This window comes from Actinoplanes sp. G11-F43, assembly GCF_050589265.1.
GTDB lineage: Bacteria > Actinomycetota > Actinomycetes > Mycobacteriales > Micromonosporaceae > Actinoplanes.
The window spans coordinates 202208-224351 of record NZ_JBNZCE010000015.1 but is presented as its reverse complement, the minus strand read 5'-3'; the positions used below and the strand labels follow the sequence as shown (position 1 = coordinate 224351).

Sequence of the window (22144 nt, the reverse complement as noted above, 5' to 3'; positions counted from 1 at the left end):
GGCACCGCCCGGCACGTGCGGCTCGCGTGACCGAGGCTTGGCGGGTGCCGCGCGATCGAGACCAGGCCAGATCAGGCCGCCCTCAGGTCAGGGCGGCATGAGGGCCGACCGGGTGGTGACGTGGGTCAGGCCAAGAGGGAAAAGGGCTAGACCGAGGGGGGCGTGGGCGCGGAAGGCTGGGCGGGCTGCCGGGGCATCAGGTAGGCAGTGGAGAAAGGTTCCAGGCGGGAGCGCATGTCGGCGTACGCGGTGACCAGCAACGGGGGTAGGGCCAGACCGGCCACCAGGTAGTACACGCCGTTCCACAGACCGCCGACGACGGTGCCGGTGGTGCCGCCGACCACCACCTCCAGGCCGACCTCCACCGCGGTCAGCGCCATCGCGGTCACCGCGGTCAAGCCGGCGATGGTGGCCACCCGGGCGACCGACGTACCCAGATCGGCGTGGAAGAGGGTGAAGGCCCGGCCGATTCCGGTGCCGCGCTCCAGCGTCACCAGGACCGGCAGCACCATCAGGACCGCGCCCACATAGAACACCGGCAGCACACACATCAGTACGGCGACCACGGCGAGCAGGTTGCCGAGCAGGGTCCAGCCGATCAGGGCGGGCACCCGGCGCAGGCCCTCGGCGGTGGCGGTGCCGAGACGGATCGGCTGGCCGGTGGCGGCCTGGACCACCAGGCGGACGTTGACGGCGGCGGCCGCCGCGGAGATCAGGCCGACGGCCAGGGTGGCGGCGAGGAAGACGAGGGTGGCGGTCAGGTAGCCGCTGAGGGCGGGCATGGCCGTGTCCTCGTCGAGCATGGCGGTCTGGAGGAGGCGGTTCTCCTCGGTGAGGAGCACGTTCGCCGGGATGAGCAGTGCGAGCGTCGGCACGGTGACGATCGCGTGGAGGGTCAGGGCTGGTTTCCAGACCTGGCCGGCCAGCCGGAGACCGCGCCGCCACCAGCCCTCGTAGTCGGGGCTGACCAGCGGGTCGGCCGGGGTCGGGTAGTACGACTGCGGGATCCCCGGCGGCTGTGCGGGCCAGTATTGCCCGTTTCCGTCCAGCTGCGCCCAGCCCTGGCTCACGTGCGTCCCCAATTACCGTCGATATGCAAGATCAGCGGGCGTAACCTTAGCGGTTCCTTAAGCCCGCGCGCAGGCCCGAAACAGGCCGGTACGCACACTCACGGAATCGGTGCCAAGCCCTACACTCCCGAGGATGGCCGAGCAGCGTGAATCGCCCACCACGATCCGGGATCGGGCGGTGGCGGTCGCCGACTATCTGCTCGCCGTGCGGGCTCAGATGGACCGTCCGGCGCGGACCCTGCCGTCGGATGCCCAGTGGCTTCGTGAACTGCCCGAACACCCGGACTGTCAGCTCGGCCCGGCCGGCGACGACTCCTCCTGGCTGCGGGTCGGCCGCCCGGAGACGCCGGGGCCGGTCGCGGTCCCGGCAGCGCTGCGCCGGCGGCTGCGCGGCGACCTGACGGCGGCCGAGGAACCCACGACGGAGGACGCCGGGGAGAACACGGACTTCGAGGAGTGGCGGGAGCAGACCTGGCGCCCCTGGTCCGTGTCGTCCGCCCGGACCGAGCAGACCCGCGAGCTGCACCGCCGACTGTTCGACCGGATGCATCAGCAGGATCTGGCCGCCGCCACCACCGAGCTGGTCTGGGGCCACGGTGTGATCGAGACGGTGGCCGACGGGGTCAAGGTCCGGTATCCGCTGGTCGCCACCCCGGTGATGATCGAGTACGACGCGGACCGCACCCTGGTCACGGTCTCGCCGGCGGGCCCGTCCCGGCTGCAGACCGAGGCGCTGTCCGGACTGGACGACAGGCGCCTGGCCCAGTTCACCGCGCTGGCCGGCCCGGGTGGCACGGTCGAGGTGGACCTCTGGAACGACGCCGAGCGACGTGACTTCCTGGAACGCGCGATGACGCGACTGGGCTTCGACCGGAGAGTGGTCACCGAGGGTGGGCGGAGGGCCGGCGGTGACACGTACACCATCGATGTCTCGGTCCTTTTCGCCCGTCCCCGCCAGCGGCAGCTCCGTGGCTTTCTGGAGAATCTGCGGGACCGGCTGACCGGCGGCGATCCCTCCGGTGTCGGCGCGCTGGCCGCCGTGGTCGCGCACGAACCGAGCCGTCTGCTGATGCCGGACGACCGCCCGGAGACCTGGGAGCGGGTGGGCGGCCGGCTGCTCATGCCGCTGCCGACGAACGAGGCGCAGGAGTCGATCGCCCGCCGGCTGGCCCACCATCGGAACGTGGCGGTGCAGGGCCCGCCGGGCACCGGCAAGACGCACACCATCCGCAACCTGATCTGCCATCTGATGGCGAACGGCAAGCGGGTGCTGGTGGTGGCGCAGAAGGAGGAGCCGCTGCGGGTGCTGCGCGACGGGCTGCCGGAGGAGGTGCGGGCGCTGTGCCTGGCGGTGCTCGGCCGGACCGCCGATCAGCTGGTGCAGTTGCAGATCGCGGCGCGGGAACTGTCGGACCGGGCGGCCACCCTGGACTCCGATGCCGAGGCGCGCCGGGTGAACCGGCTGACCCGGAACCTGGAGGAGGCCGAGCGGGAGCTGGCGGCCGCGATGGCCGGTCTGCGGATGATCGCGGAGAGTGAGGCCCAGACGTACCAGATCGGTGGGGTGGCTCTTCTGCCCGCCGAGGTGGGCGCCTGGTTGCGGGAGCGGGCGGCGGCGCACGGGAGCATCCCGGATCCGGTGTCCGGGCCGCCGCCGCTGACCATCGAGGAGTTCGCCATGCTGATGAAGCTGGCGACCCGGCTGCCGCCGGAGGACCGGGCGGCGTCGATGCGGCCGCTTCCGGAGATCTCCGACCTGCCGGACGGCGCCGCTGCCGCGACGGCCCGGGAGAGCAGCGCCCGGATGGAGGCGCGGATCGCGCGGTCGGCGGATGAGGGCGTCGACATGGCCGCGGTACGGGGTGAGGGCCGCTCCGGGATGACCGAGCTGCTGACCGAACTCCGGGAGGCGGTGGCGTGGCTGCGCCGTCGGGAGGGCACCTGGACCGGACGGCTGGGCCGGCTGCTCGACGACCCGCACTGGCGCACCCTCTGGAACGATCAGGTGGTCGTGACCGAGAGCCTGTTCGCCGAGCTGGCGGCGCTGGCCCGGGAGGTGACCGGGCATCGGGTGGAGATGCCGGGTCACCTGCTGAACGAGCCGAAGCTGCTGCTCAGCCGGCTGGACGAGATCCGGTCCCGGTTCGCGTCGGGCCGGCATCTGAACCGTCTGCTGCAGCCGGGGTTGTACCGGCTGGCCGACGACGTCCGGGTGGACGGCGAGCCGGTGCGGACGACCGAGGACGTCGACCTGGCGGTGAAGGCGGTGCGCCGCGCGCAGGCTCGCCGCCGGCTGGGCGACGCCTGGACGGAGTGGGTGCAGCGGCTGGCGGTGCCGGAGCCGGACGGCGGGTGGGGTGATCCGGAGATCTGGGCGGGCACCCTGCTGACCGAGGCGAACCAGTCGCTGGACTTCGACCTGAACCGCTGGCCGCCGCTGGCCGCGCGGATCGCGGTGCTGGTGCCGCAGCGTGAGCTGACGATCGACGCGACGGCGCTGGCCGGGGTGGCCGAGTCGCTGGAGGCCGCGGCCGAGGTGTTCGCCCTGGAGAAGAACCGGGCGGTGGAGCGGGCGGTGGCCGACCGGGTGGCGCCGTGGCCGCATCTGGCCGAGGCGTGGGCCGGGCTGGACGGCTGGGACGACGCGATCGGCGAGGTGCGCCGGCTGGTGCTGTTGCAGCCGGATGTGATGCGGTTCGACGCCGCCTACCGCAGGCTGGCGGTGGCCGCGCCGGAGTGGGCCGAGCGGCTGGGCGGCGGGGAGCTGCCGGTGGTCTCCGGTCAGGCGTGCCTGGAGGCGTGGGAGTGGCGCCGGGCGCAGACCTGGTTCGACGGTGTGGTCGGTGAGGTGGATCCGGCGGTGCTGGCCCGGCGGGTGGAGCGGGCCCGGGACCGGATCAGGCGGCTGACCGGCGAGCTGGTGGTGGCGTCGGCCTGGCTGGAGGTGTCCCGGGCGCTGGACGACCGGCGCCGGGCCGCGCTGGCCGACTGGACCACCGCGCTGCGCAAGATCGGCAAGGGCACCGGCCGGAGCGCCGCGACCTGGCAGGCGCACGCCCGGACGGCGATGGAGCAGGCGGTCTCCGCGGTGCCGGTCTGGGTGATGTCGGTGGACCGGGCCATCGAGCAGTTCGCCGGGGGCGCCCGCTTCGATGTGGTGATCGTGGACGAGGCGTCGCAGGCGGACCTGTTCGCGCTGCCGGTGCTGTCGCTGGCGGAGCGGGCCGTGGTGGTCGGCGACGATCAGCAGATCGGCCCGCAGCTGGGTTTCGCCGGGCCGGTGGACGGCCTGATCCGGCGGCATCTGACCGGGGTGCCGTCGGCCGAGCACTTCGATCCGGAGTCGTCGCTGTACGACCACGCGGTGCGCCGTTCGCCGGAACGGATCCTGCTGACCGAGCATTTCCGCAGCGTGCCGCAGATCATCGAGTTCTCGTCGCGGCACTACTACGACGGCCGGATCATGCCGTTGCGGGCGGACCGGCCGGCCCTGCCGCCGATTCAGACGGTGTTCTGCGCGGCCGGGGAGCGGCAGCCGCTGTCCGGATACGGCGACGTCAACGTGGAGGAGGGCACGGCGCTCGTCGAGCGGGTCACCAAGATCGTGGCGGATCCCCGGTACGACGGCCGCACGCTGGGCGTGATCAGCCTGCTGAGCAGCAGTGGCCAGGCGGCCTGGCTGCTGGAGCAGCTGCGTGAGGCGATCGGTGAGGACGAGATCCAGGCGCGCCGGCTGCGGGTCGGTGACGCCTACACGTTCCAGGGTGACGAGCGGGACGTGGTGCTGGTGTCGATGGTGGTGTCCGAGAACGATCCGCGGATCGCGGCGTTCACCAAGCGTGACTACCACCGGCGGATCAACGTGGCCGCGTCCCGCGCCCGTGACCAGCTGTGGATCTTCCATTCGGTACGGCCGGGCGCCCTGCCCGCCGACGACGCCCGGGGCCGGCTGCTGTCGTACGCCATCGACCTGCCCACCACGGCCGACCCGGACGCGCCCTGTGAGACCGATTTCGAACGGGCCGTGATGAAGCTGCTGGTGAGCCGGGGTTATCGGCCGATCCCGCAGTTCCGGATCGGCGGGTATCGCATCGATTTCGTGCTGAACGCCCCGGACGGCCGCCGGCTGGCGATCGAGTGTGACGGCGATTCCTACCAGGGCCCGGACCGCTGGGAGTCGGACATGCGGCGCCAGTCGGTGCTGGAACGGGCCGGCAACTGTGTGTTCGTGCGAATCCGGGGCAGCCTGTTCGCCCGGGAGCCGGAAGTGGCGATGCGACCGGTCTGGCAGCGGGTCGAGGAGTTGGAAATCACCACCGCCTAGTCATTACGCGGGGTTCCCGTGCGGGGACCCTGCGTGCATGTGGATGGCGGGGGATGGGTAGGGAATCGCGGTAGGTTCCATTGTCGATACGGGTAGTGACTGTCTGTCATGGACTAGGTGAAGGCATTTCGGCGGAATTGTAGAGGAGCGAGGTCATCCATTCGGTTGTTTCGTTACTCTGGATGGGCGATAATTCCCTGCTCCCGGCCTTGTCAGCGGATTAGTCAAAACTTTGACGCCTAAGTCCACTGTTACTGCGGCCCGGTGACAGGTCGTAATAGGTGAGGGGTCTTGGTGGCGGCAAGGGGGGAGGTGGCGGGGGATGACGGTGCCCGATGAACGGGAGCGCTACACCCTTCCCGAACCACGCCAGCCCGCCGAGGATCAGGCCGCCTGGTTCACCTACACCGCGGCCGGTGACCAGATCGTCTGGTCCGCGGTCCTCTCCACGATGATCGGCCGCGATCCGGAGGAGCGGGGCAAGACCCGCCAGATCCTCTCCCGGCACGTGCACCGCGACGACCACGCCAAGGCCCTGGGCGCCATCACCGAGGCCTGGACCAGCCAGAACACCGTGCACACCACGGTCCGGCTGATGCGCGCGGACGGCGGCTGGTTCGACGCCGACTGTGCGCTGGAGCCGATGGCCGGGCCGGACGGCGCGGTGCGCGGCATCCGCGGCACGGTCCGGGACGTCTCGGCCCGCGAGCGCGCCCGCCGCGAGTCGGCCCGGCTCACCCGGCGCGGCGAGACCGTGCAGGCGTCCCTGATCGAGCCGGACCCGGCGACCGGTCTGCTGACCCGGGCCCGGTTCGCCGACGAGATCGACCGGGCGTTGCGCGGCGCGGGCGGTGCGCTCCTGGTGGTCCGGGTCCAGGCCGGCCAGGACCCGATTGCGGTACGCCCGGACCGCAACGCCGACCTGCTGCACCGCGCGGCCCGGCTGGTCGAGGAGACCGTCCGCCCCGAGCACCTGATCGGGCGGGTCGGCCCGAACGAGATCGCCGTGCTGTTCGCGAACGTCACCTGGCGTGCCGCCCGGGAGCAGACCCGGGCCCTGATCGCGGCCCTGTCCGCGGTCGCCGGCACCTGGTCCGGGCTGGTCCGGTTCGAGCGGGACGCCGAGGCCGGCAGCCACGGCCTGCTGATCGACGCCGAGCAGGCGTGGCGGCAGTCGCGGGAGGCCGGCCGGCCGATCACCCTGGTCGCGCATCCGGTGCCGGTCCGGGACCGGCAGGGCTCCTACCGCACCCGGGTCGCCGACGCGCTCGGCACCGACCGGTTCACGCTCTACTCGCAGCCGATCCTGGAGTTGCAGACCAACCGGGTCACCCGGCACGAGCTGCTGCTGCGGGTGCTCGACGAGACCGACGGGCCGCAGTCGCCGATCCAGGTGCTGGACACCGCCGAGCGCCTGGACGCGGTCTTCGACATCGACCTGTGGGTGGTGGACCGGGCGATGCGCCTGGCCGCCGAGCAGCCCGGCCTGTGCCTGCAGGTGAACCTCTCCGGCCGGTCGGTGGGTGATCCGCGCCTCACCGCCGAGGTGGAGAAACTGCTGGAGCGCTACGCGCTGGATCCGGCCCAGCTCACCTTCGAGATCACCGAGACCGCGCTGATCGGCAACCTGAGCGAGGCCCGCCGGTTCGCCGACCGGGTCCGTGACCTGGGCTGTGGCCTGGCCCTCGACGACTTCGGCTCCGGGTACGCCTCGTTCCGCTATCTGCGGCTCTTCCCGATCGACCTCGTCAAGATCGACGGGGAGTACGTGGTGGACCTCGTCGACAACCCGCAGGACCAGGTGCTGGTGCGCGCGCTGGTGCAGGTCTGCCAGGCGTACGGCATCCACACGGTGGCCGAGTTCGTGCAGGACGAGGCGACTCTGCGGATGCTGCGGGAACTGGGCGTCGACTACGTCCAGGGCTATCTCATCGGGCGGCCCGAGGCGATCGTTCCGGGCCGGTTGTAGCGGTCCTCAGACGGGTAACGTGCAGGCATGGAGCACTTCACGATTGCCACTGTCGCTGAGACGAGCACCGATTTCCGCCGTGTGCTCTGGACCGGCAAACACACCCAGCTCGTGATCATGACGGTTCCGCCCGGCGGCGAGATCGGCGAGGAGGTCCACGAGGTGGACCAGATCCTCACCTTCGTCAGTGGGGTCGGCAAGGCCGTCATCTCCGGCGAGACCCGCAAGGTCGAGCAGGGCGACCTGGTGGTCGTGCCCGCCGGCCGCAAGCACAACTTCCTCAACGAGGGGCCGAACCCGCTGGTCCTCTACACCGTCTACGGCCCGCCGGAGCACGCCGACGGCGCGGTGCACAAGACGAAGGAGGAGGGCGACGCCGCCGAGGAGGCGGGCGAGGACGAGCCGCCCGCGAACTGAGATTCACTTAAGCACCCGCTTAGGCACACGGCGCCGGAACCGGCCGAGGCCCCCCAGCCAGCCGGTTCCGGCGCCGTGTTCAGGGGTTAAAGTTCCCGGACAGCGTACCCGCCAAGGTTCACGTAAGTCGATCGATTCGACTACCCGGGTCTGTCCACCGGTGTGGGGCCCGCCCCGCCGCCACTAATCTTCCAGCATGGACGAGCCGCGCTGGTTGACCGAGGAACAGCAGAACGCCTGGCGGCAGATCGTCGAGGTGCTGGTCCGGGTCCCGGCCGCGATCGAGGCGCAGCTCCAGCGGGACTCCGGTCTGACCCACATGGGCTACCTGGTGCTGATGGCCCTCTCCGAGGATCCGGAGCGCCGCCTGCCGATGAGCCGGCTCGCCAAGCGGGCCAGCGCGTCGCTCTCCCGCCTCTCGCACGTGGTGGCCCGGCTGGAGACGAAGGGCTGGGTGCGCCGCGAACGCGACGTCACCGACGGCCGCGTCCAGATCGCCGTGCTCACCGACGAGGGTTGGGCGAAGGTGGTGGCGACCGCTCCCGGCCACGCCGAGGCGATCCAGCAGTTGATCTTCGATCGGCTGACCGCGACCCAGGCCAGACAGCTGGCGAAGGTGGCCGAAGCACTCCTGGACAACCCGTAGGGTGACTCTCGCCCGGTCGGACGTGAAAGGTGTGTGGAAGAGATGAGCCAGCTGGTACGAGGAGTGATCGCCCGGGGCAAGGGCAAGCCGGTCGAGGTGGCCACCATCGTGGTGCCCGACCCGGGCCCGGGTGAGGCGGTGGTCAAGGTCCAGGCGTGCGGGGTCTGCCACACCGACCTGCACTACCGCGAGGGCGGCATCAACGACGAGTTCCCGTTCCTGCTCGGGCACGAGGCCGCCGGTGTCGTCGAGGCGGTCGGCGCGGGCGTCACCGACGTGGCGGTCGGCGACTTCGTGGTGCTCAACTGGCGTGCCGTCTGCGGCGACTGCCGGGCCTGCAACCGGGGCAAGCCGTGGTACTGCTTCGCCACCCACAACGCCGCCCAGAAGATGACCCTGGAGGACGGCACCGAGCTGTCCCCGGCCCTGGGCATCGGCGCCTTCGTGGAGAAGACCCTGGTGCACGCCGGCCAGTGCACCAAGGTCGACCCGTCGGCCCGGGCGGCCGCGGTCGGCCTGCTCGGCTGCGGAGTGATGGCCGGCATCGGCGCGGCGATCAACACCGGTGGGGTCGGCCGGGGCGACTCGGTCGCGGTCATCGGCTGCGGCGGGGTCGGCGACGGCGCGGTGGCCGGCGCCGCACTGGCCGGGGCCACCACCATCATCGCGATCGACACCGACGAGCGGAAACTCCAGTGGGCCCGCGGCTTCGGCGCCACCCACACCGTCAACGCGCGCGAGCACGACGTGGTCGAGCGGGTCCGTGAGCTGACCGGGGGCTTCGGCGCCGATGTGGTGGTCGAGGCGGTCGGCCGGCCGGAGACGTACAAGCAGGCGTTCTACGCCCGTGACCTGGCCGGGACGGTGGTGCTGGTCGGCGTGCCCACCCCGGACATGACGATCGAGCTGCCGCTGCTCGACGTCTTCGGCCGCGGCGGGGCCCTGAAGTCCAGCTGGTACGGCGACTGCCTGCCCAGCCGGGACTTCCCGATGCTCACCGAGCTGTACAAGCAGGGCCGGCTCGACCTGGACGCGTTCGTCACCGAGGAGATCGCGCTGGACGGGGTCGAGGCGGCCTTCAACAAGATGCACACCGGCGACGTGCTCCGCTCCGTGGTGATCTTCTAGGTTCGGTGTGGCGGATCGCGTGGGAGCGAGGCGAGCCGCCACAGGCGAATCTAGGTCGCCTGGAAGACGCGGGCGTAGGCCGGGGCGGACGAGTCGGCCAGCAGGTCCAGGCTCAGGGCGGCGGTCCAGCTGAACGCCGGTGAGCCGAGACCGCTGCCGGTCTCCGGATGGAAGTACTCGTAGTGGCCGTTGCGGTGCACCAGCCGCAGCAGGGCCCGCCGTAGTTCGTCCGCCTCGTGCCGGCGCCCGTGCACCAGCAGGCCCCGGCGCACCAGCCAGTTCACGTTGATCCAGACCGGGCCGCGCCAGTAGCGGCGATCGTCGAAGGCCGGCCCGGTCCGGTCGTGGCTGGGCACCGGGAGACCGAAACGGTACGAGGTGACCGCCGCCACCAGCGCGTCCACCTGCGCGCCGGCCAGATCGGGCAGGGCCAGCGGCAGCAGGCCACCGACACCGCGCTCGGGGCTGAGCCGGCCCGACCGTACATCGCGGGCGTGAAAGAACTCGCTCTCCGGATCCCACAGCCGATGCGTGATCGCGGCGGTGATCCCCTGCGCCCGCTCCCGGTGCCGGTGCGCCGCGGAAGGATGGCCCAGCACCCCGGCGATCTGGGCGAGCGCCAGCTCGGCGGTGGCCAGCACGGTGTTGAACGCGGGGCACTCCACCACGAAGGGGTGCCGCAGCGACAGGTCGTTGTCGGAGTAGCCGCCGTCCCGGTAGTTCTCGACCAGACCCAGATAGCGGGCGTAGTCGGTGTCGGTCGGCCGGTGCGTGGCGTCGGACACATCAAGATCCCTGCGCTGGTACGTGTCCAGCAGGCTCAGATCGGCGGGCACCGTGGCCAGGGCCTCGTCCCATGCCGGACTGTTGTCCAGACCGGACTCCCATGGGTGCACGATCGACGCCAGGCCGCTGCCGCCCGCGTCCCGCCGGTCACCGAGGAACTCCTGCTGTGCCACCAGCCGCGGGTAGAGCCAGTCCAGCTCGGTGCGCGCCTGCTGGGCGGCGCCGGCGCCGTGCGCGGCCGCGTGCCGGTAGACCTCCCAGGCGGCCAGCGCGTGCATCGGCGGCTGGACCAGACCGGTGCTGCCCCGGGCCGGCCGTCCGGCGTAGGCCGGCACCCGCCAGAACCGCGGCCCCGGGAAGTAGGCGTCCTCCGGGACGTCCGGGTCGAAGACGATGTGCGGTACCCGCCCGTCCGGCCACTGCGCCTCGAACAGGCTCCGCAGGTTCCGCCAGGCCCGTGCGGGGTTCACGTAGGCCAGGCCGATCGCCGCGAACGCGGTGTCCCAGCTCCACTGGTGCGGGTAGAGCGTCCGGGACGGCACGATGTAGCGACCGGTCCAGTTCTGGTCGAGCACGGCGGCGGCGGACCGCCACAACTCGGCGTCAGGGTGCATGTCGTTCGAGAGCCTTTCCACTGCCCCACCCATCGGCAGGCGATCGCCGGGCCGCAGGGAAATTCTCGCGGTGATCCTCCGGGCCCGGGCGGCGGGGGGACCGTCGCCGGACGGCCCGAAACTGTCATACCCCGCTGGTTGCATGTCCACATGCGCACCTCGCCGAAGTCCCTGCATCTGATCTCGTTGCGCCGCCGTCGCGCGGTGGCCCTGGCCCGTGCCGGGCGGGCGTTCGCCGGCGCCCTGGCCGTCGCTCCACAAGAGACTCAGGCCGCCGTCCGGGCGACCTGACTCCGATCGCGGGTGTTCCACAACGACGGTGGCTGGGGGTAGTCTTCTGGCTCCGACGCGTATCCATTGACCAGAAAGCGCTGGTGACATGACCTTGCGCATCCTCGTGGTGGGCGCCGGCACCGCCGGCCTGGCCGCGGCCCGAGGGCTGCGCATCGCCGGTTTCCGGCCGGAGGTGGTCGAGGCCCTGCCCGCCACCGTCGTGCCCGGGGCCGGCATCTATCTGCCCGGCAACGCGTCGCGGGCGCTGCGCCTGCTCGGGCTGGACGTCCCGCTCCGCCCGCTCGGCGACCTGATCTTCCGCCAGGTCTTCCTGGACACCCGCGGCCGGCAACTGTTCGAGATGGACGTGGCGGCACTCTGGGCCGGGGTCGGCGAGTCGCGCGTGCTGTCCCGCGCCGACCTGCACCAGGTGCTGCTCACCGGGGTCGGCGGCGAGGTGCGTTTCGAGACCGAGGTGCGTGACGTGCAGATCGTCGACGGCGCCGCCAAGGTCGAGTTCTCCACCGGCGGCATCTCGGAGTACGACCTGGTCGTCGCCGCCGACGGCCGCCGGTCGACGATCCGCGACAAGGTCGGCCTCGGTGGCCCGGCCGTCCCGACCGGCCAGATCGTCTACCGCTCGGTGGTCAGCGGCGGCCCGCCGCTCACCGACTGGACCGCCCTGCTCGGCCGCCGGTCGTCGTTCACGGCCATGCCGATGGGTGGCCGCCGGATCTACTGCTACGCCGACGAGACCGCGCCGGACAGCCCCGACCCGGAGGACCCGAAGGAGCGGATGCGCGAGCTGTTCGGCTCGTTCGGCGGCCCGGTCCCGGCGATCCTCGACAAGATCGAGAAGGTGCAGGTGGCGCGGACCGACGAGGTCGTGCTGCCGGCCTGGTCGAACGGCCCGGTCGTGCTGGTCGGCGACGCCGCGCACGCCACCGCGCCGACTCTGGCCCAGGGCGCCGCGATGTCCTTCGAGGACGGATACGTCCTCGGGCAGGAGCTGAAGACCGCCGCCGATGACATCCCGGCCGCCCTGCGGGCCTACGAGGAGCGGCGCCGTCCACGGTGTTCCGAGGTGCGCGAGCGGACCCGGGAGCGGGACCGGGCGCGGGACGTGCCGCCCGCCCTCCGTGACCCGATGCTGCGCCGCCGGGGCGCCCACATCTTCACCGATCACTACCGCGCTCTGGTGTCCACGGTGTGACTGGCCAGTGCTGTTAGGTCACCCCGCGACGGCCGAAAGTCCGCGGGGGACTATTCTGCCACCCAGGTACGCCCGATCTTCGGGTAATGCCGGAGAGCGGTCCTCGGGTGCGTCCGGGGGCTGAACTTCGACAGTGACCCCGAGAGGGACGAACGAGACAACGGAGGCAATTCGTGACGACCGTTGCGCCGTCGCCGATCGCAACCCGACCATACCCAGTAAGGCGGCAGGTCAAGGGTTCGGCGTTTGCTCGGATTCTGCGCACGACGGACGCGAAGCAGATCGGGATCATGTATTTGATCACGGCCTTCGTGTTCTTCATGCTGGGTGGTCTGATGGCGCTGCTGATGCGCGCCGAACTGGCCCGTCCCGGCATGCAGCTCCTCTCGCCGGAGCAGTTCAACCAGCTGTTCACCATGCACGGCACGATCATGCTGCTGTTCTTCGCGACACCGATCGTGTTCGCGTTCGGCAACTACATCGTGCCGATCCAGATCGGCGCGCCGGACGTGTCGTTCCCCCGGCTGAACGCGTTCGCCTACTGGCTCTACCTGTTCGGTGGCCTGATCACCATCGGCGGGTTCCTGACCCCCGGTGGCGCCGCCGACTTCGGCTGGTTCGCGTACACCCCGCTCAGCAACAGCCTGCACTCGCCGGGCGTCGGCGGGAACATGTGGGTGGTCGGCCTGGCCCTCTCCGGCCTGGGCACGATCCTCGGCTCGGTCAACCTGATCACCACGATCCTGACCCTGCGGGCCCCGGGCATGACCATGTTCCGGATGCCGATCATGGTGTGGAACATGCTGGTCACCTCACTGCTCGCGGTGATGGTGTTCCCGTTCCTGGCGGCCGCGCTCTTCGCCCTGGCCGCCGACCGCGTCCTCGGCGCGCACGTCTTCGACGTGGAGACCGGCGGGCCGATGCTGTGGCAGCACCTCTTCTGGTTCTTCGGCCACCCCGAGGTCTACATCATCGCGCTGCCGTTCTTCGGCATCATCACCGAGGTCATCCCGGTCTTCAGCCGCAAGCCGGTCTTCGGTTACAAGGGCCTGGTCGCCGCGACCCTGCTGATCGGCGCGCTGTCGATGTCGGTGTGGGCGCACCACATGTTCGCCACCGGCCAGGTGCTGCTGCCGTTCTTCAGCTTCCTGAGCTTCCTGATCGCGGTCCCGACCGGCATGAAGTTCTTCGTCTGGATCGGCACCATGTGGCGCGGCCAGATCAGTTTCGAGGCGCCGATGCTCTTCGCGGTCGGCTTCATGGTGACGTTCCTCTTCGGTGGTCTGTCCGGCGTGCTGCTGGCCTCCCCGCCGATCGACTTCCACGTCTCCGACTCGTACTTCGTGATCGCGCACTTCCACTACGTGCTCTTCGGCACCATCGTGTTCGCGGTGTTCTCCGGCATCTACTTCTGGTTCCCGAAGATGTTCGGCCGGATGCTCGACGAGAAGCTGGCGAAGGTGCACTTCTGGCTGACGATGATCGGCTTCCACGGCACGTTCCTGGTCCAGCACTGGCTGGGCACCAAGGGCATGCCCCGGCGGTACGCCGACTATCTGCCGGAGGACGGGTTCACCTTCCTGAACACCTTCTCCACCATCGGCTCGTTCATCCTCGGCCTGTCGACCCTGCCGTTCATCTACAACGTGTGGAAGTCGTACAAGGTCGGCAAGGTGGCGAACCAGGACGACCCGTGGGGTCACGGCAACTCCCTGGAGTGGGCCACCACCAGCCCGCCGCCGCTGCGCAACTTCGACCGGATGCCGCGGATCCGCTCCGAGCGGCCCGCCTTCGACCTGAAGTTCCCGGAGCTGGCCGCCGGTCACTCGGTCGCCGGCCCGCCGGAGGGTGGCGCCCGGCCGCTCACCGCCGAGTCCGACGGCGGCGCGACCTACCAGGAAGACGTCAGCGACAACAAGCACTGACCAGCTGTTGAACGGCCCGCGCTCGTGATGAGCGCGGGCCGTTTGCGTTCCTGCTCACAGCGGCTTTTACTCGTTGGATTTTCGTCGTACCCGCGCGGCAGTATGAGCGGGGAGGTCAGGATCCGACATGCTGCTCACGCCTTACCGCGAAACACTCGCGTTACCGAAGATCCCGTCGCTGCTGGTGGTGGCGACGCTCGCGCGGGTGCCGATCGCGGCGGCCACCGTGGTGCTCACCCTGCACGTCGTCTCCGGTCTGGGCCTCTCCTACGGCGCGGCCGGCCTGGTCGGCGCGGCCGCCACCCTCGGCGGCTCGCTCGGCGCACCGGTGATGGGCCGTCTCGTCGACCGGTGGGGCCTGCGGCCGGTGCTGGTCCTCACCACCGTCGCCGAGGTCGTCTACTGGCTGGTCGCCCAGGCCCTGCCCTACTGGGTGCTCCTCCCCACCGCCGCGGTCGGCGGATTCCTGGCCCTGCCGGCCTTCTCGGTGGCCCGGCAGGCGATCGCCGCGCTCACCCCCGAGTCGCATCGCCTGCCCGCGTTCGCGCTCGACTCGATGACCACCGAGCTGTCGTTCATGGCCGGGCCCGCCCTCGGCGTCCTGATCGTCACCACCGGCGGTTCCCGCGCCGCGATGCTCGCCCTGGCCGGTGGCATCCTCCTCGCCGGGATCGGCCTGTGGCTGCTCGACCCGCCGGTCCGGGCCGCCCACGAGGCGCCGGTCGCCAGCGGCGAGCGGGTGCCCCGCAGCACCTGGCTCAAGCCCCGGTTCTTCGCCGTCCTGGCCGTCACGATGGGCGCCACCCTGGTCCTGTCCGGCACCGACGTGGCCGTGGTGGCCACCCTGCGGGCCTCCGGCGAGGTCGAGTGGGCCGGCCTGGTGCTGGCGCTGTGGGCGTTCTTCTCCCTGATCGGCGGCTTCCTCTACGGCACCGTCCGGCGCGGCCTGCCGATCCTGGCGATCTTCCTGCCGATGGCGCTGCTGACCATCCCGGTCGGCCTCGGCGGCGGCCACTGGTGGCTGCTCGCCCTGCTGCTGGCCCCGGCCGGCGCTCTCTGCGCCCCGACCATCACCGCCAGCTCCGACGCGATCAGCCGGATGATCCCGGCCGGCGCCCGCGGCGAGGCGATGGGCATGCACAACTCGGCCCTGACCGTCGGCGTGGCCTGTGGCGCCCCGCTGGCCGGCCTGGCGATCGATCACTGGGGGCCGGAGTGGGGGTTCGTGGCCGTCGGCGCGGTGGGCGTCCTGATGGCCCTGGTGATCCTGCCGATGGAGATCCGCCACCGCCGTTCCGGCGCACCCGGGGAGGTCCACGAGGACACCGTGACCCCGCCGGTGGCCGTCAGCGACCCGGTCGCCTTTGCCGCCGGCGCCCCCACCTCCCCGGTGAGCGCCGCCGTCCCGCCGGGGGATCCTCAGGCCCGCTGACCCGCTGACCCGCTGACCCGCTGACCCGCTGACCCGCTGACCCGCTGACCCGCCGGCCGACTGACCGGCTGACCCGCCGACCGGCTGACCCGCCGGCCCGCTGACCCGCCGAACGTGGTGCCCTCCGCGCCGTCGGCGGGCGGATGCCAGGACGTCAGCGGGCGGATGCCAGGACGTCGGCGATCCGGGCCAGGTGGGCGGCTTCGGCCTCGTCGCCGTGGATCCAGTCGGTGAACCGGACACTGCCGGGGGTGGCCACCGCCCGGAGAGCGTCGTGGGCCGCCGTGATCAGGTCGATGCCGGGTTCGGGTAGGAGCGCGCCCGACCAGCCGTCGTCGGCGTTCTCCGGGGCCGCCGGGTCGTAGTCGCCGGTGCGGCCCGGACCGAGCACCACCGCGCCGCCCGGCCGCTATCGGGGTGCGAGCGGGGATCCGGTCAGGGCCCAGCCGAGGATCGCCGGCCATGGACCGTATCCGGCGTCCATGTCCAGGTGGCCCTGGCCGGTCAGGACCGTGGTGGGAATGCCCAGGGGCATGCCGAGGATCGCGGCCGCTCCGCCCGGGCAGTACCGGTCGTCGTCGGCCGCGACCAGGTGGGTGTCCCGGGCCGCGGCGGCGAACCGCTCCCTGGTGACCGGGCTTCCGGCCGGTCCGGCGGTGCCCGTGGTGAGCAGGGGTGCGACCGGGCCGGAGACGAAGCCGGCGATCTCCGGGATGCCGGCGGCCACCTCGGGGGAGGGCGGCGCCACCAGCAGCACCCGGTCGACCGGGGCCGGGACGGTGCCGCGGGCGGCGGCGTGCAACCAGAGCAGGCAGCTGAGGCTGTGGGCGATCACCGTTCGCGGACCGCCGGGAACGGCCGTCACATGGGTGCGCAGGGCGGCCAGCCAGTCGTCGAGGACGGGTTCGTCCGGGTCGGGCAGCTGCGGGTAGATCACCTCGTGGCCGGCCGACCGCAACTCGGTGGCCAGCCAGTGCTGCCAGTGGCCGGCCGGGCGCCGGTTCTGCCAGCCGTGCAGCAGAAGGAAGCTCATGGCCGGGAAGTCGATCATGCCGGGCGGCCGGGCGCCATCGGGCGCGGCGGTGGAAAGCGCCGGGACGCCGGGTTACCGGTGGCCGCCGGCGAACTCCTGGTACATCACGTGCAGGCCGACCCGCCCGTGTGCCGGGTGTTCGAAGGCTCGCGGGACGGTTCCGACGATGTGGAAGCCCTCACGCTCGTACAGGGCGACCGCCGTCGTGTTCGTCGCGACCACCGCGTTGAACTGCATGCCGGCGAACCCCTCCCGCCGGGCCCAGCCGAGGGCGTCCCGGCACAGGGCGGTGCCCACCCCACGGCCCCGCGACCCGGGCGCCACCATGAAGCTCGCGGTGGAGACGTGCGAGCCGGGCCCGGGCCGGTTGGCGCCCATCTTGGCGGTCCCGGCGAGCACCCCGTCCAGGAGCGCCACGACGGTCCGGCCGGGCGGTTTCTCGATCCACATGTCGCGGGCCGACGCCGCGGTCATCGCCGGGTCGTACGGGAACGTCTCCCGGCCGGTCACCACCGCGCTGACGATCTCCCACACGGCCGGCCAGTCGGCCTCGGTGAACGGGCGGATCTCAAGCGTCAACGACCGGCTCCCCGGTGGTCTCGACGGAGGCGGCACGGAGTTGTTCGAGGGCCGCGTCGGTGGTCGCGCGGGCCACCCCGGCGGTCAGCTCCAGGAGCACGGTGGTGCGGAATCCCTCGGTCGCGGCGTCGAGCGCGGTGGCTCGTACACAATGATCGGTGGCGATGCCGACCACCTCGACCTCGGTGACCCCCTTGGCCCGCAGCCATCCGGCGAGGGTTTCACCGTCCTGGCCGTGACCTTCGAACCCGGAGTACGCCGCGGCGTACTCGCCCTTGTGGAAGACCGCCTCGATCCGGTCGGTGACCAGCTCGGGGTGGAAGTCCGAGCCGGTCGACTCGGCCACGCAGTGCACCGGCCACGAGTCGACGAAGTCGGGGGTGTCGCTGAAGTGGGTGCCGGGGTCGATGTGCCAGTCCTTGGTGGCGACCACGTGGTCCCACCGGTCGCCGGCCTTGTCGAGCACCAGGGAGATGCCCTTGGCGACGGCCGCGCCGCCGGCGACGGCCAGGGAGCCGCCTTCGCAGAAGTCGTTCTGCACGTCCACGATGATCAGCGCGCGTGACATGGGAGAGCCCCCTATGTGGTGGGAACGATGACGACGGGGATGGCGGGATCGCCGGCGGAGAGTTTGAGACCCTCCCACGGGATGGAGATCAGGTTCTGGCGCAGGTGGTCGCGGGACTCCTGCAGGGTGGGCGCGTCCTGCACTTCGCCGGAGGCGATCCAGGTGTGCTGGAGCATCCGGTCGTTGGGCTGGTGGTCGGGCACGCCCTGCGAGTAGATGATCTCCTCGGTGGCGGTGCCGGTGGGCTTGTGCCGGCGGATCGCGGTCTTGCGGCCGCCGACGGTCGCCTTGTTCTCGGAGCGTTTGACGACCGGGCGGCCACCCACCTCGACCAGCTTGTAGACCAGGTTGGCGGTGGGCGCGCCGGATCCGGTGACGACGGCGGTGCCGGCGCCGTACATGTCGACCGGCTCGGCGGCCAGGGTGGCGATCGAGTACTCGTCCATGTCACCCGAAACGATGATCTTGGTCTCGGTGGCGCCGAGCGAGTCCAGCAGCTCCCGGGAGTGCCCGGCCAGCACGGACAGATCGCCGGAGTCGATCCGGACCGCACGCAGGTCCGGCCCGGCGACCGCGATCGCGTTGCGGATGCCCTGACTGATGTCGTACGTGTCCACCAGCAGCGTGGTGCTCTTGCCCAGCGTGGCGACCTGCGAGGAGAACGCGGCCGGCTCGTCGTCGTGCAGCAGCGTGAACGCGTGCGCCGACGTGCCGGTGGTGGGGATGCCGTACGCCCGGCCGGCCGCCAGGTTGGAGGTGGACGCGAATCCGGCCAGGTAGGCGGCCCGGGCGGCGGCGACCGCGGCGTGCTCGTGGGTGCGCCGGGAGCCCATCTCGATGATCGGCCGGCCGCGGGCGGCGGTGACCATCCGGGCGGCCGCGGCGGCGATCGCGCAGTCGTGGTTGAGCACCGACAGGATCAGCGTCTCCAGCACCACACACTCGGCGAACCCGCCGGAGACGGTCAGGATCGGCGAGCCGGGGAAGAACAACTCGCCCTCGGCATAGCCCTCGACGTCACCGGTGAAACGGTACTCCGCCAGCCATTTCGCGGTCGTCTCGTCGACGATCCCGGCCGACCTCAGGAAGTCGATCTCGCCCTGGTCGAAGCGGAAGTCACGGATCATCTCGATCAGCCGGCCGGTGCCGGCGACCACGCCGTAGCGCCGGCCGGTGGGCAATCGGCGGGCGAACACCTCGAAGACGCAGTCCCGGTCCGCGGTGCCGTCCCGCAGCGCGGCGCTGATCATGGTCAGCTCGTACTGGTCGGTCATCAGAGCGGGCGTGATGGTGTCCACCAGAACACCCTACGACGCGACGACTGACCTGCGGTTCGCAGCACCGGTTCACCGGTTCCGGGAATCCGGTGGCAACATGGGGGGCATGGCGTTGCCTCAGGTTGCTCCCGTCGAGACGCCGGAGATCCAGGAAGTACCGGAAGAGGACCGGCCGTGGGTGACCATCGTCTGGGACGACCCGGTGAACCTCATGTCATACGTGACCTGGGTGTTCCAGAAGCTCTTCGGCTACAGCAAGGAAAAGGCCGAGAGGCTGATGATGGACGTGCACACGAAAGGAAAGGCGGTGGTCTCCATCGGTGCTCGTGAGCGCATGGAGATGGACGCCAACCAACTGCACGGATACGGTCTCTGGGCCACGGTCGACCGGGGTTGACCGTCGACCGGTCCGGCGGCCGGTCCCGACAATCGGGTGGGGAAGAAGATGTTCCGACGCAGCGGTGGCCAGTGTGTCGCCACGTTCGCGCATGACGAGGTGCGGGTTCTGCGGAAAGTGGCCGCCGAGGTGGTGGGTCTGCTGACCGACGGGATGGACCACACCGATCCGGTGGTGGCCCGCCTCTTCCCGGACATCTATCCCGACCGGCCGGAGGACTCCCAGGAGTTCCGCCTCTACACCGAGGGCGACATCAAGACCGGCAAGATCGATCAGGCCGGTGCGATCCTGGCCGCCCTGCCCGACGAGGGCGAGGGCGAGGTGCGGCTGGACGGCGAGGCCGCCGAGGCCTGGCTGCGGGCGATCAACGACGCCCGGCTCGCCATGGGCACCCGCCTGGAGATCGCCGCCGACACCGATCTGGGTGACGAGCTGGACAACGCGGTGCTGGAAGATCCCGGTTCCAGCCGGGTCTTCCAGCTTTCGGTGTACGCCTACCTCGGCTATCTGCAGGAGTCGCTGCTCAACGCGCTTCCCGAGATCAAGTAGCTGTGTGAACCGCCACTTCGGGGACGGTGAATTCTCACGGTAATGTGAACGGCGTGCTGACCATCGACCGAGCGATCATCGACGCGATCGTCGCCCACGCCCGCCGGGACCACCCCGACGAGGCCTGTGGTGTCGTCGCCGGGCCGATCGGCCAGGACGTGCCCGCCCGGCACATCCCGATGGACAACGCCGCGCGCTCGATGACCTTCTACGAGTTCGACTCGATGGAGCATCTGCGGGTCTGGCGGGAGATGGACGATCGCGACGAGGAGCCGGTGGTCATCTACCACTCGCACACCGCGACCGAGGCGTATCCGTCGCGGACCGACGTGTCGTTCGCCGGTGAGCCCGGTGCGCACTATCTCCTCGTCTCGACCCGTGAGCCGGATTCCGAGGAGATCCGCTCGTTCCGTATCGTGGACGGTGTGGTGACCGAGGAAGAGGTCAACATCGTGGATGCGACGGTGAAGGCGTGATTTCCACAGCTGTGCAGTCGTACATGTTCGGGCAGAGCCCGGCGTCGGTCTTCTATGAGTGTCGCTGCCGGTAAAGCGACCCCGACAGACCGATCTTTCCCGTACGACCTCTTTTGGAGTGGAACAGCCATGGCCATCGAAGTTCGCGTCCCCACCATCCTGCGCAACTACACCGGCGGCGCCAAGATCGTCGAGGGTTCCGGTGACACCCTCACCGCGCTGATCGACGATCTGGACGCCAAGCACAACGGGCTGAAGGGCCGGTTGATCACCCCCGAGGGCGGCCTGCACCGGTTCGTGAACATCTACGTCAACGACGAGGACGTCCGCTTCCTCGGCGCCCTGGACGCCAAGGTCAAGGACGGCGACTCGGTCACCATCCTGCCCGCCGTCGCCGGTGGCGCTCTCGGTTTCGCCGCGGCCGCGGCTCTCGTCGGCGGCTGGTCCCGTCCGGCCTCCCCGGCCTCCGCCCCTGAAGCGGACTGAAGGCGGTCTGTCGATGGCTCGCTACGAGAGCCTGCTGGACGCCTGCGGGGGCACGCCGCTCGTCGGCCTGCCCCGGCTGTCCCCGGCGGTGCCCGAGGGGGCGCCGCCGGTGCGGCTCTGGGCCAAGCTGGAGGACCGCAACCCGACCGGCAGCATCAAGGACCGTGCCGCGCTGTTCATGGTGCGCGAGGCCGAGGAGTCCGGGCACCTGCGGCCCGGTGACACCATCCTCGAACCGACCAGCGGCAACACCGGCATCGCCCTGGCCATGGTGGCCAAGCTCCGGGGGTACCGCCTGGTCTGCGTGATGCCGGAGAACGTGTCGGCCGAGCGCACCCAGCTGCTCCGGATGTACGGCGCGGAGATCATCTTCTCGCCGGCCGCCGGTGGCTCCAACCAGGCGGTGGCGACCGCCAAGCAGATCGCCGCCGAGCACCCGGACTGGAAGATGCTCTTCCAGTACGGCAACCCGGCCAACGCCCGCGCGCACTACGAGACCACCGGTCCGGAGCTGCTGCGTGACCTGCCCACGATCACCCACTTCGTGGCCGGTCTGGGCACCACCGGGACGCTGATGGGCACCGGCCGGTTCCTGCGCGAGAAGGTCGACGGCATCCAGATCATCGCCGCCGAACCACGGTACGGCGAGCTGGTCTACGGCCTGCGCAACATCGACGAGGGGTACGTCCCGGAGCTGTACGACGCCTCGGTGCTGACCCGGCGGTTCTCGGTCGGGACACGGGACGCGGTGTTGCGTACCCGGCAATTGATCGAGGTTGAAGGTATCTTCGCGGGCTTCTCCACCGGGGCGGTGCTGCACGCGGCCCTCGCGGTGGCGCACGAGGCGGTCAAGGCCGGCAAGTCGGCTGACGTTGCCTTCGTGGTGCCGGACGCCGGTTGGAAATACCTTTCCACCGGCGCGTACGGCGGCACGCTCAACGAGGCGGAAGAGGCCCTCGAAGGCCAGCTCTGGGCGTAAGAG

Annotated in this window: 20 protein-coding genes and 1 pseudogene; 14 read left to right on the top strand and 7 right to left on the bottom strand. The window is 70.9% G+C overall.

The annotated features are described in order from the left end of the window. Window positions 1–146 precede the first annotated feature (146 nt). Window positions 147–1082: a hypothetical protein gene (locus tag ACQ0O7_RS17570; RefSeq protein WP_430783168.1), complete on the bottom strand. Its 936-nt coding sequence runs from the start codon at window positions 1080–1082 to the stop codon at window positions 147–149. Between the two features lie 121 nt (window positions 1083–1203). Here ACQ0O7_RS17570 and ACQ0O7_RS17565 point away from each other — a divergent pair, with 121 nt between their 5' ends. The 5 genes from ACQ0O7_RS17565 (at window position 1204) to ACQ0O7_RS17545 (ending at window position 9554) form a co-directional block, all read left to right on the top strand. Continuing rightward, entirely contained in the window at window positions 1204–5394 is a 4191-nt protein-coding gene (locus tag ACQ0O7_RS17565; protein ID WP_430783167.1) for an AAA domain-containing protein, read from the top strand. A gap of 322 nt (window positions 5395–5716) precedes the next feature. Further along, window positions 5717–7363 (top strand): EAL domain-containing protein, encoded by a 1647-nt coding sequence (locus ACQ0O7_RS17560; RefSeq protein WP_430783166.1) that lies wholly within the window; start codon window positions 5717–5719, stop codon window positions 7361–7363. Between the two features lie 27 nt (window positions 7364–7390). After that, entirely contained in the window at window positions 7391–7780 is a 390-nt protein-coding gene (locus tag ACQ0O7_RS17555; protein ID WP_430783165.1) for a cupin domain-containing protein, read from the top strand. A gap of 196 nt (window positions 7781–7976) precedes the next feature. Then, a complete protein-coding gene (locus ACQ0O7_RS17550) occupies window positions 7977–8426 on the top strand; it encodes a MarR family winged helix-turn-helix transcriptional regulator (RefSeq protein WP_430783164.1) in 450 nt (149 codons plus the stop codon). 42 nt (window positions 8427–8468) lie between these two features. Next, window positions 8469–9554, top strand: a complete 1086-nt coding sequence (locus ACQ0O7_RS17545; protein ID WP_430783163.1) for an S-(hydroxymethyl)mycothiol dehydrogenase — start codon at window positions 8469–8471, stop codon at window positions 9552–9554. A gap of 50 nt (window positions 9555–9604) precedes the next feature. On the opposite strand, the gene ACQ0O7_RS17540 is transcribed toward ACQ0O7_RS17545, so the two are convergent. Beyond that, complete coding sequence (locus ACQ0O7_RS17540; RefSeq protein WP_430783320.1) at window positions 9605–10954, bottom strand: MGH1-like glycoside hydrolase domain-containing protein; 1350 nt, start codon at window positions 10952–10954, stop codon at window positions 9605–9607. Window positions 10955–11104: 150 nt separating this feature from the next. Between ACQ0O7_RS17540 and ACQ0O7_RS17535 the strand changes: the two genes are divergently transcribed. The 4 genes from ACQ0O7_RS17535 (at window position 11105) to ACQ0O7_RS17520 (ending at window position 15797) form a co-directional block, all read left to right on the top strand. Further along, complete coding sequence (locus ACQ0O7_RS17535) at window positions 11105–11245, top strand: hypothetical protein (protein WP_430783162.1); 141 nt, start codon at window positions 11105–11107, stop codon at window positions 11243–11245. A gap of 88 nt (window positions 11246–11333) precedes the next feature. Then, entirely contained in the window at window positions 11334–12440 is a 1107-nt protein-coding gene (locus ACQ0O7_RS17530; RefSeq protein ID WP_430783161.1) for an FAD-dependent monooxygenase, read from the top strand. 173 nt (window positions 12441–12613) lie between these two features. Next, window positions 12614–14365: an aa3-type cytochrome oxidase subunit I gene (gene ctaD, locus ACQ0O7_RS17525; RefSeq protein WP_430783160.1), complete on the top strand. Its 1752-nt coding sequence runs from the start codon at window positions 12614–12616 to the stop codon at window positions 14363–14365. Window positions 14366–14492: 127 nt separating this feature from the next. Continuing rightward, a complete protein-coding gene (locus ACQ0O7_RS17520) occupies window positions 14493–15797 on the top strand; it encodes an MFS transporter (RefSeq protein ID WP_430783159.1) in 1305 nt (434 codons plus the stop codon). Between the two features lie 154 nt (window positions 15798–15951). Here the strand turns inward: ACQ0O7_RS17520 and ACQ0O7_RS17515 are convergent, their stop codons facing one another. The 5 genes from ACQ0O7_RS17515 to ACQ0O7_RS17495 form a co-directional block, all read right to left on the bottom strand. After that, window positions 15952–16191 (bottom strand): hypothetical protein, encoded by a 240-nt coding sequence (locus ACQ0O7_RS17515; RefSeq protein ID WP_430783158.1) that lies wholly within the window; start codon window positions 16189–16191, stop codon window positions 15952–15954. A gap of 15 nt (window positions 16192–16206) precedes the next feature. Further along, window positions 16207–16830, bottom strand: a complete 624-nt coding sequence (locus ACQ0O7_RS17510; RefSeq protein WP_430783157.1) for an RBBP9/YdeN family alpha/beta hydrolase — start codon at window positions 16828–16830, stop codon at window positions 16207–16209. Window positions 16831–16902: 72 nt separating this feature from the next. After that, entirely contained in the window at window positions 16903–17409 is a 507-nt protein-coding gene (locus ACQ0O7_RS17505) for a GNAT family N-acetyltransferase (RefSeq protein WP_430783156.1), read from the bottom strand. After that, window positions 17399–17977, bottom strand: a complete 579-nt coding sequence (locus ACQ0O7_RS17500) for an isochorismatase family protein (RefSeq protein WP_430783155.1) — start codon at window positions 17975–17977, stop codon at window positions 17399–17401. Before ACQ0O7_RS17500 ends, ACQ0O7_RS17505 begins: the two co-directional genes overlap by 11 nt. 11 nt (window positions 17978–17988) lie before the next feature. Further along, window positions 17989–19275 carry a nicotinate phosphoribosyltransferase gene (locus ACQ0O7_RS17495; protein WP_430783154.1) on the bottom strand — a complete coding sequence of 429 codons (1287 nt, stop codon included), beginning with the start codon at window positions 19273–19275 and terminating at the stop codon, window positions 17989–17991. A gap of 85 nt (window positions 19276–19360) precedes the next feature. Here ACQ0O7_RS17495 and clpS point away from each other — a divergent pair, with 85 nt between their 5' ends. The 5 genes and pseudogenes from clpS to ACQ0O7_RS17470 all read left to right on the top strand — a co-directional run bounded on the left by clpS (window position 19361) and on the right by ACQ0O7_RS17470 (window position 22141). Next, window positions 19361–19651 (top strand): ATP-dependent Clp protease adapter ClpS, encoded by a 291-nt coding sequence (clpS, locus tag ACQ0O7_RS17490; protein ID WP_203797262.1) that lies wholly within the window; start codon window positions 19361–19363, stop codon window positions 19649–19651. Window positions 19652–19699: 48 nt separating this feature from the next. Then, window positions 19700–20200 carry a DUF2017 domain-containing protein gene (locus tag ACQ0O7_RS17485; protein ID WP_430783153.1) on the top strand — a complete coding sequence of 167 codons (501 nt, stop codon included), beginning with the start codon at window positions 19700–19702 and terminating at the stop codon, window positions 20198–20200. A 53-nt stretch (window positions 20201–20253) separates the two neighbouring features. Beyond that, window positions 20254–20750 (top strand): annotated as a pseudogene (locus tag ACQ0O7_RS17480) (Mov34/MPN/PAD-1 family protein). A gap of 55 nt (window positions 20751–20805) precedes the next feature. Continuing rightward, window positions 20806–21162: a MoaD/ThiS family protein gene (locus ACQ0O7_RS17475; protein ID WP_430783152.1), complete on the top strand. Its 357-nt coding sequence runs from the start codon at window positions 20806–20808 to the stop codon at window positions 21160–21162. 13 nt (window positions 21163–21175) lie between these two features. Further along, complete coding sequence (locus tag ACQ0O7_RS17470) at window positions 21176–22141, top strand: PLP-dependent cysteine synthase family protein (RefSeq protein ID WP_430783151.1); 966 nt, start codon at window positions 21176–21178, stop codon at window positions 22139–22141. The last annotated feature ends 3 nt before the right edge of the window (window positions 22142–22144 follow it).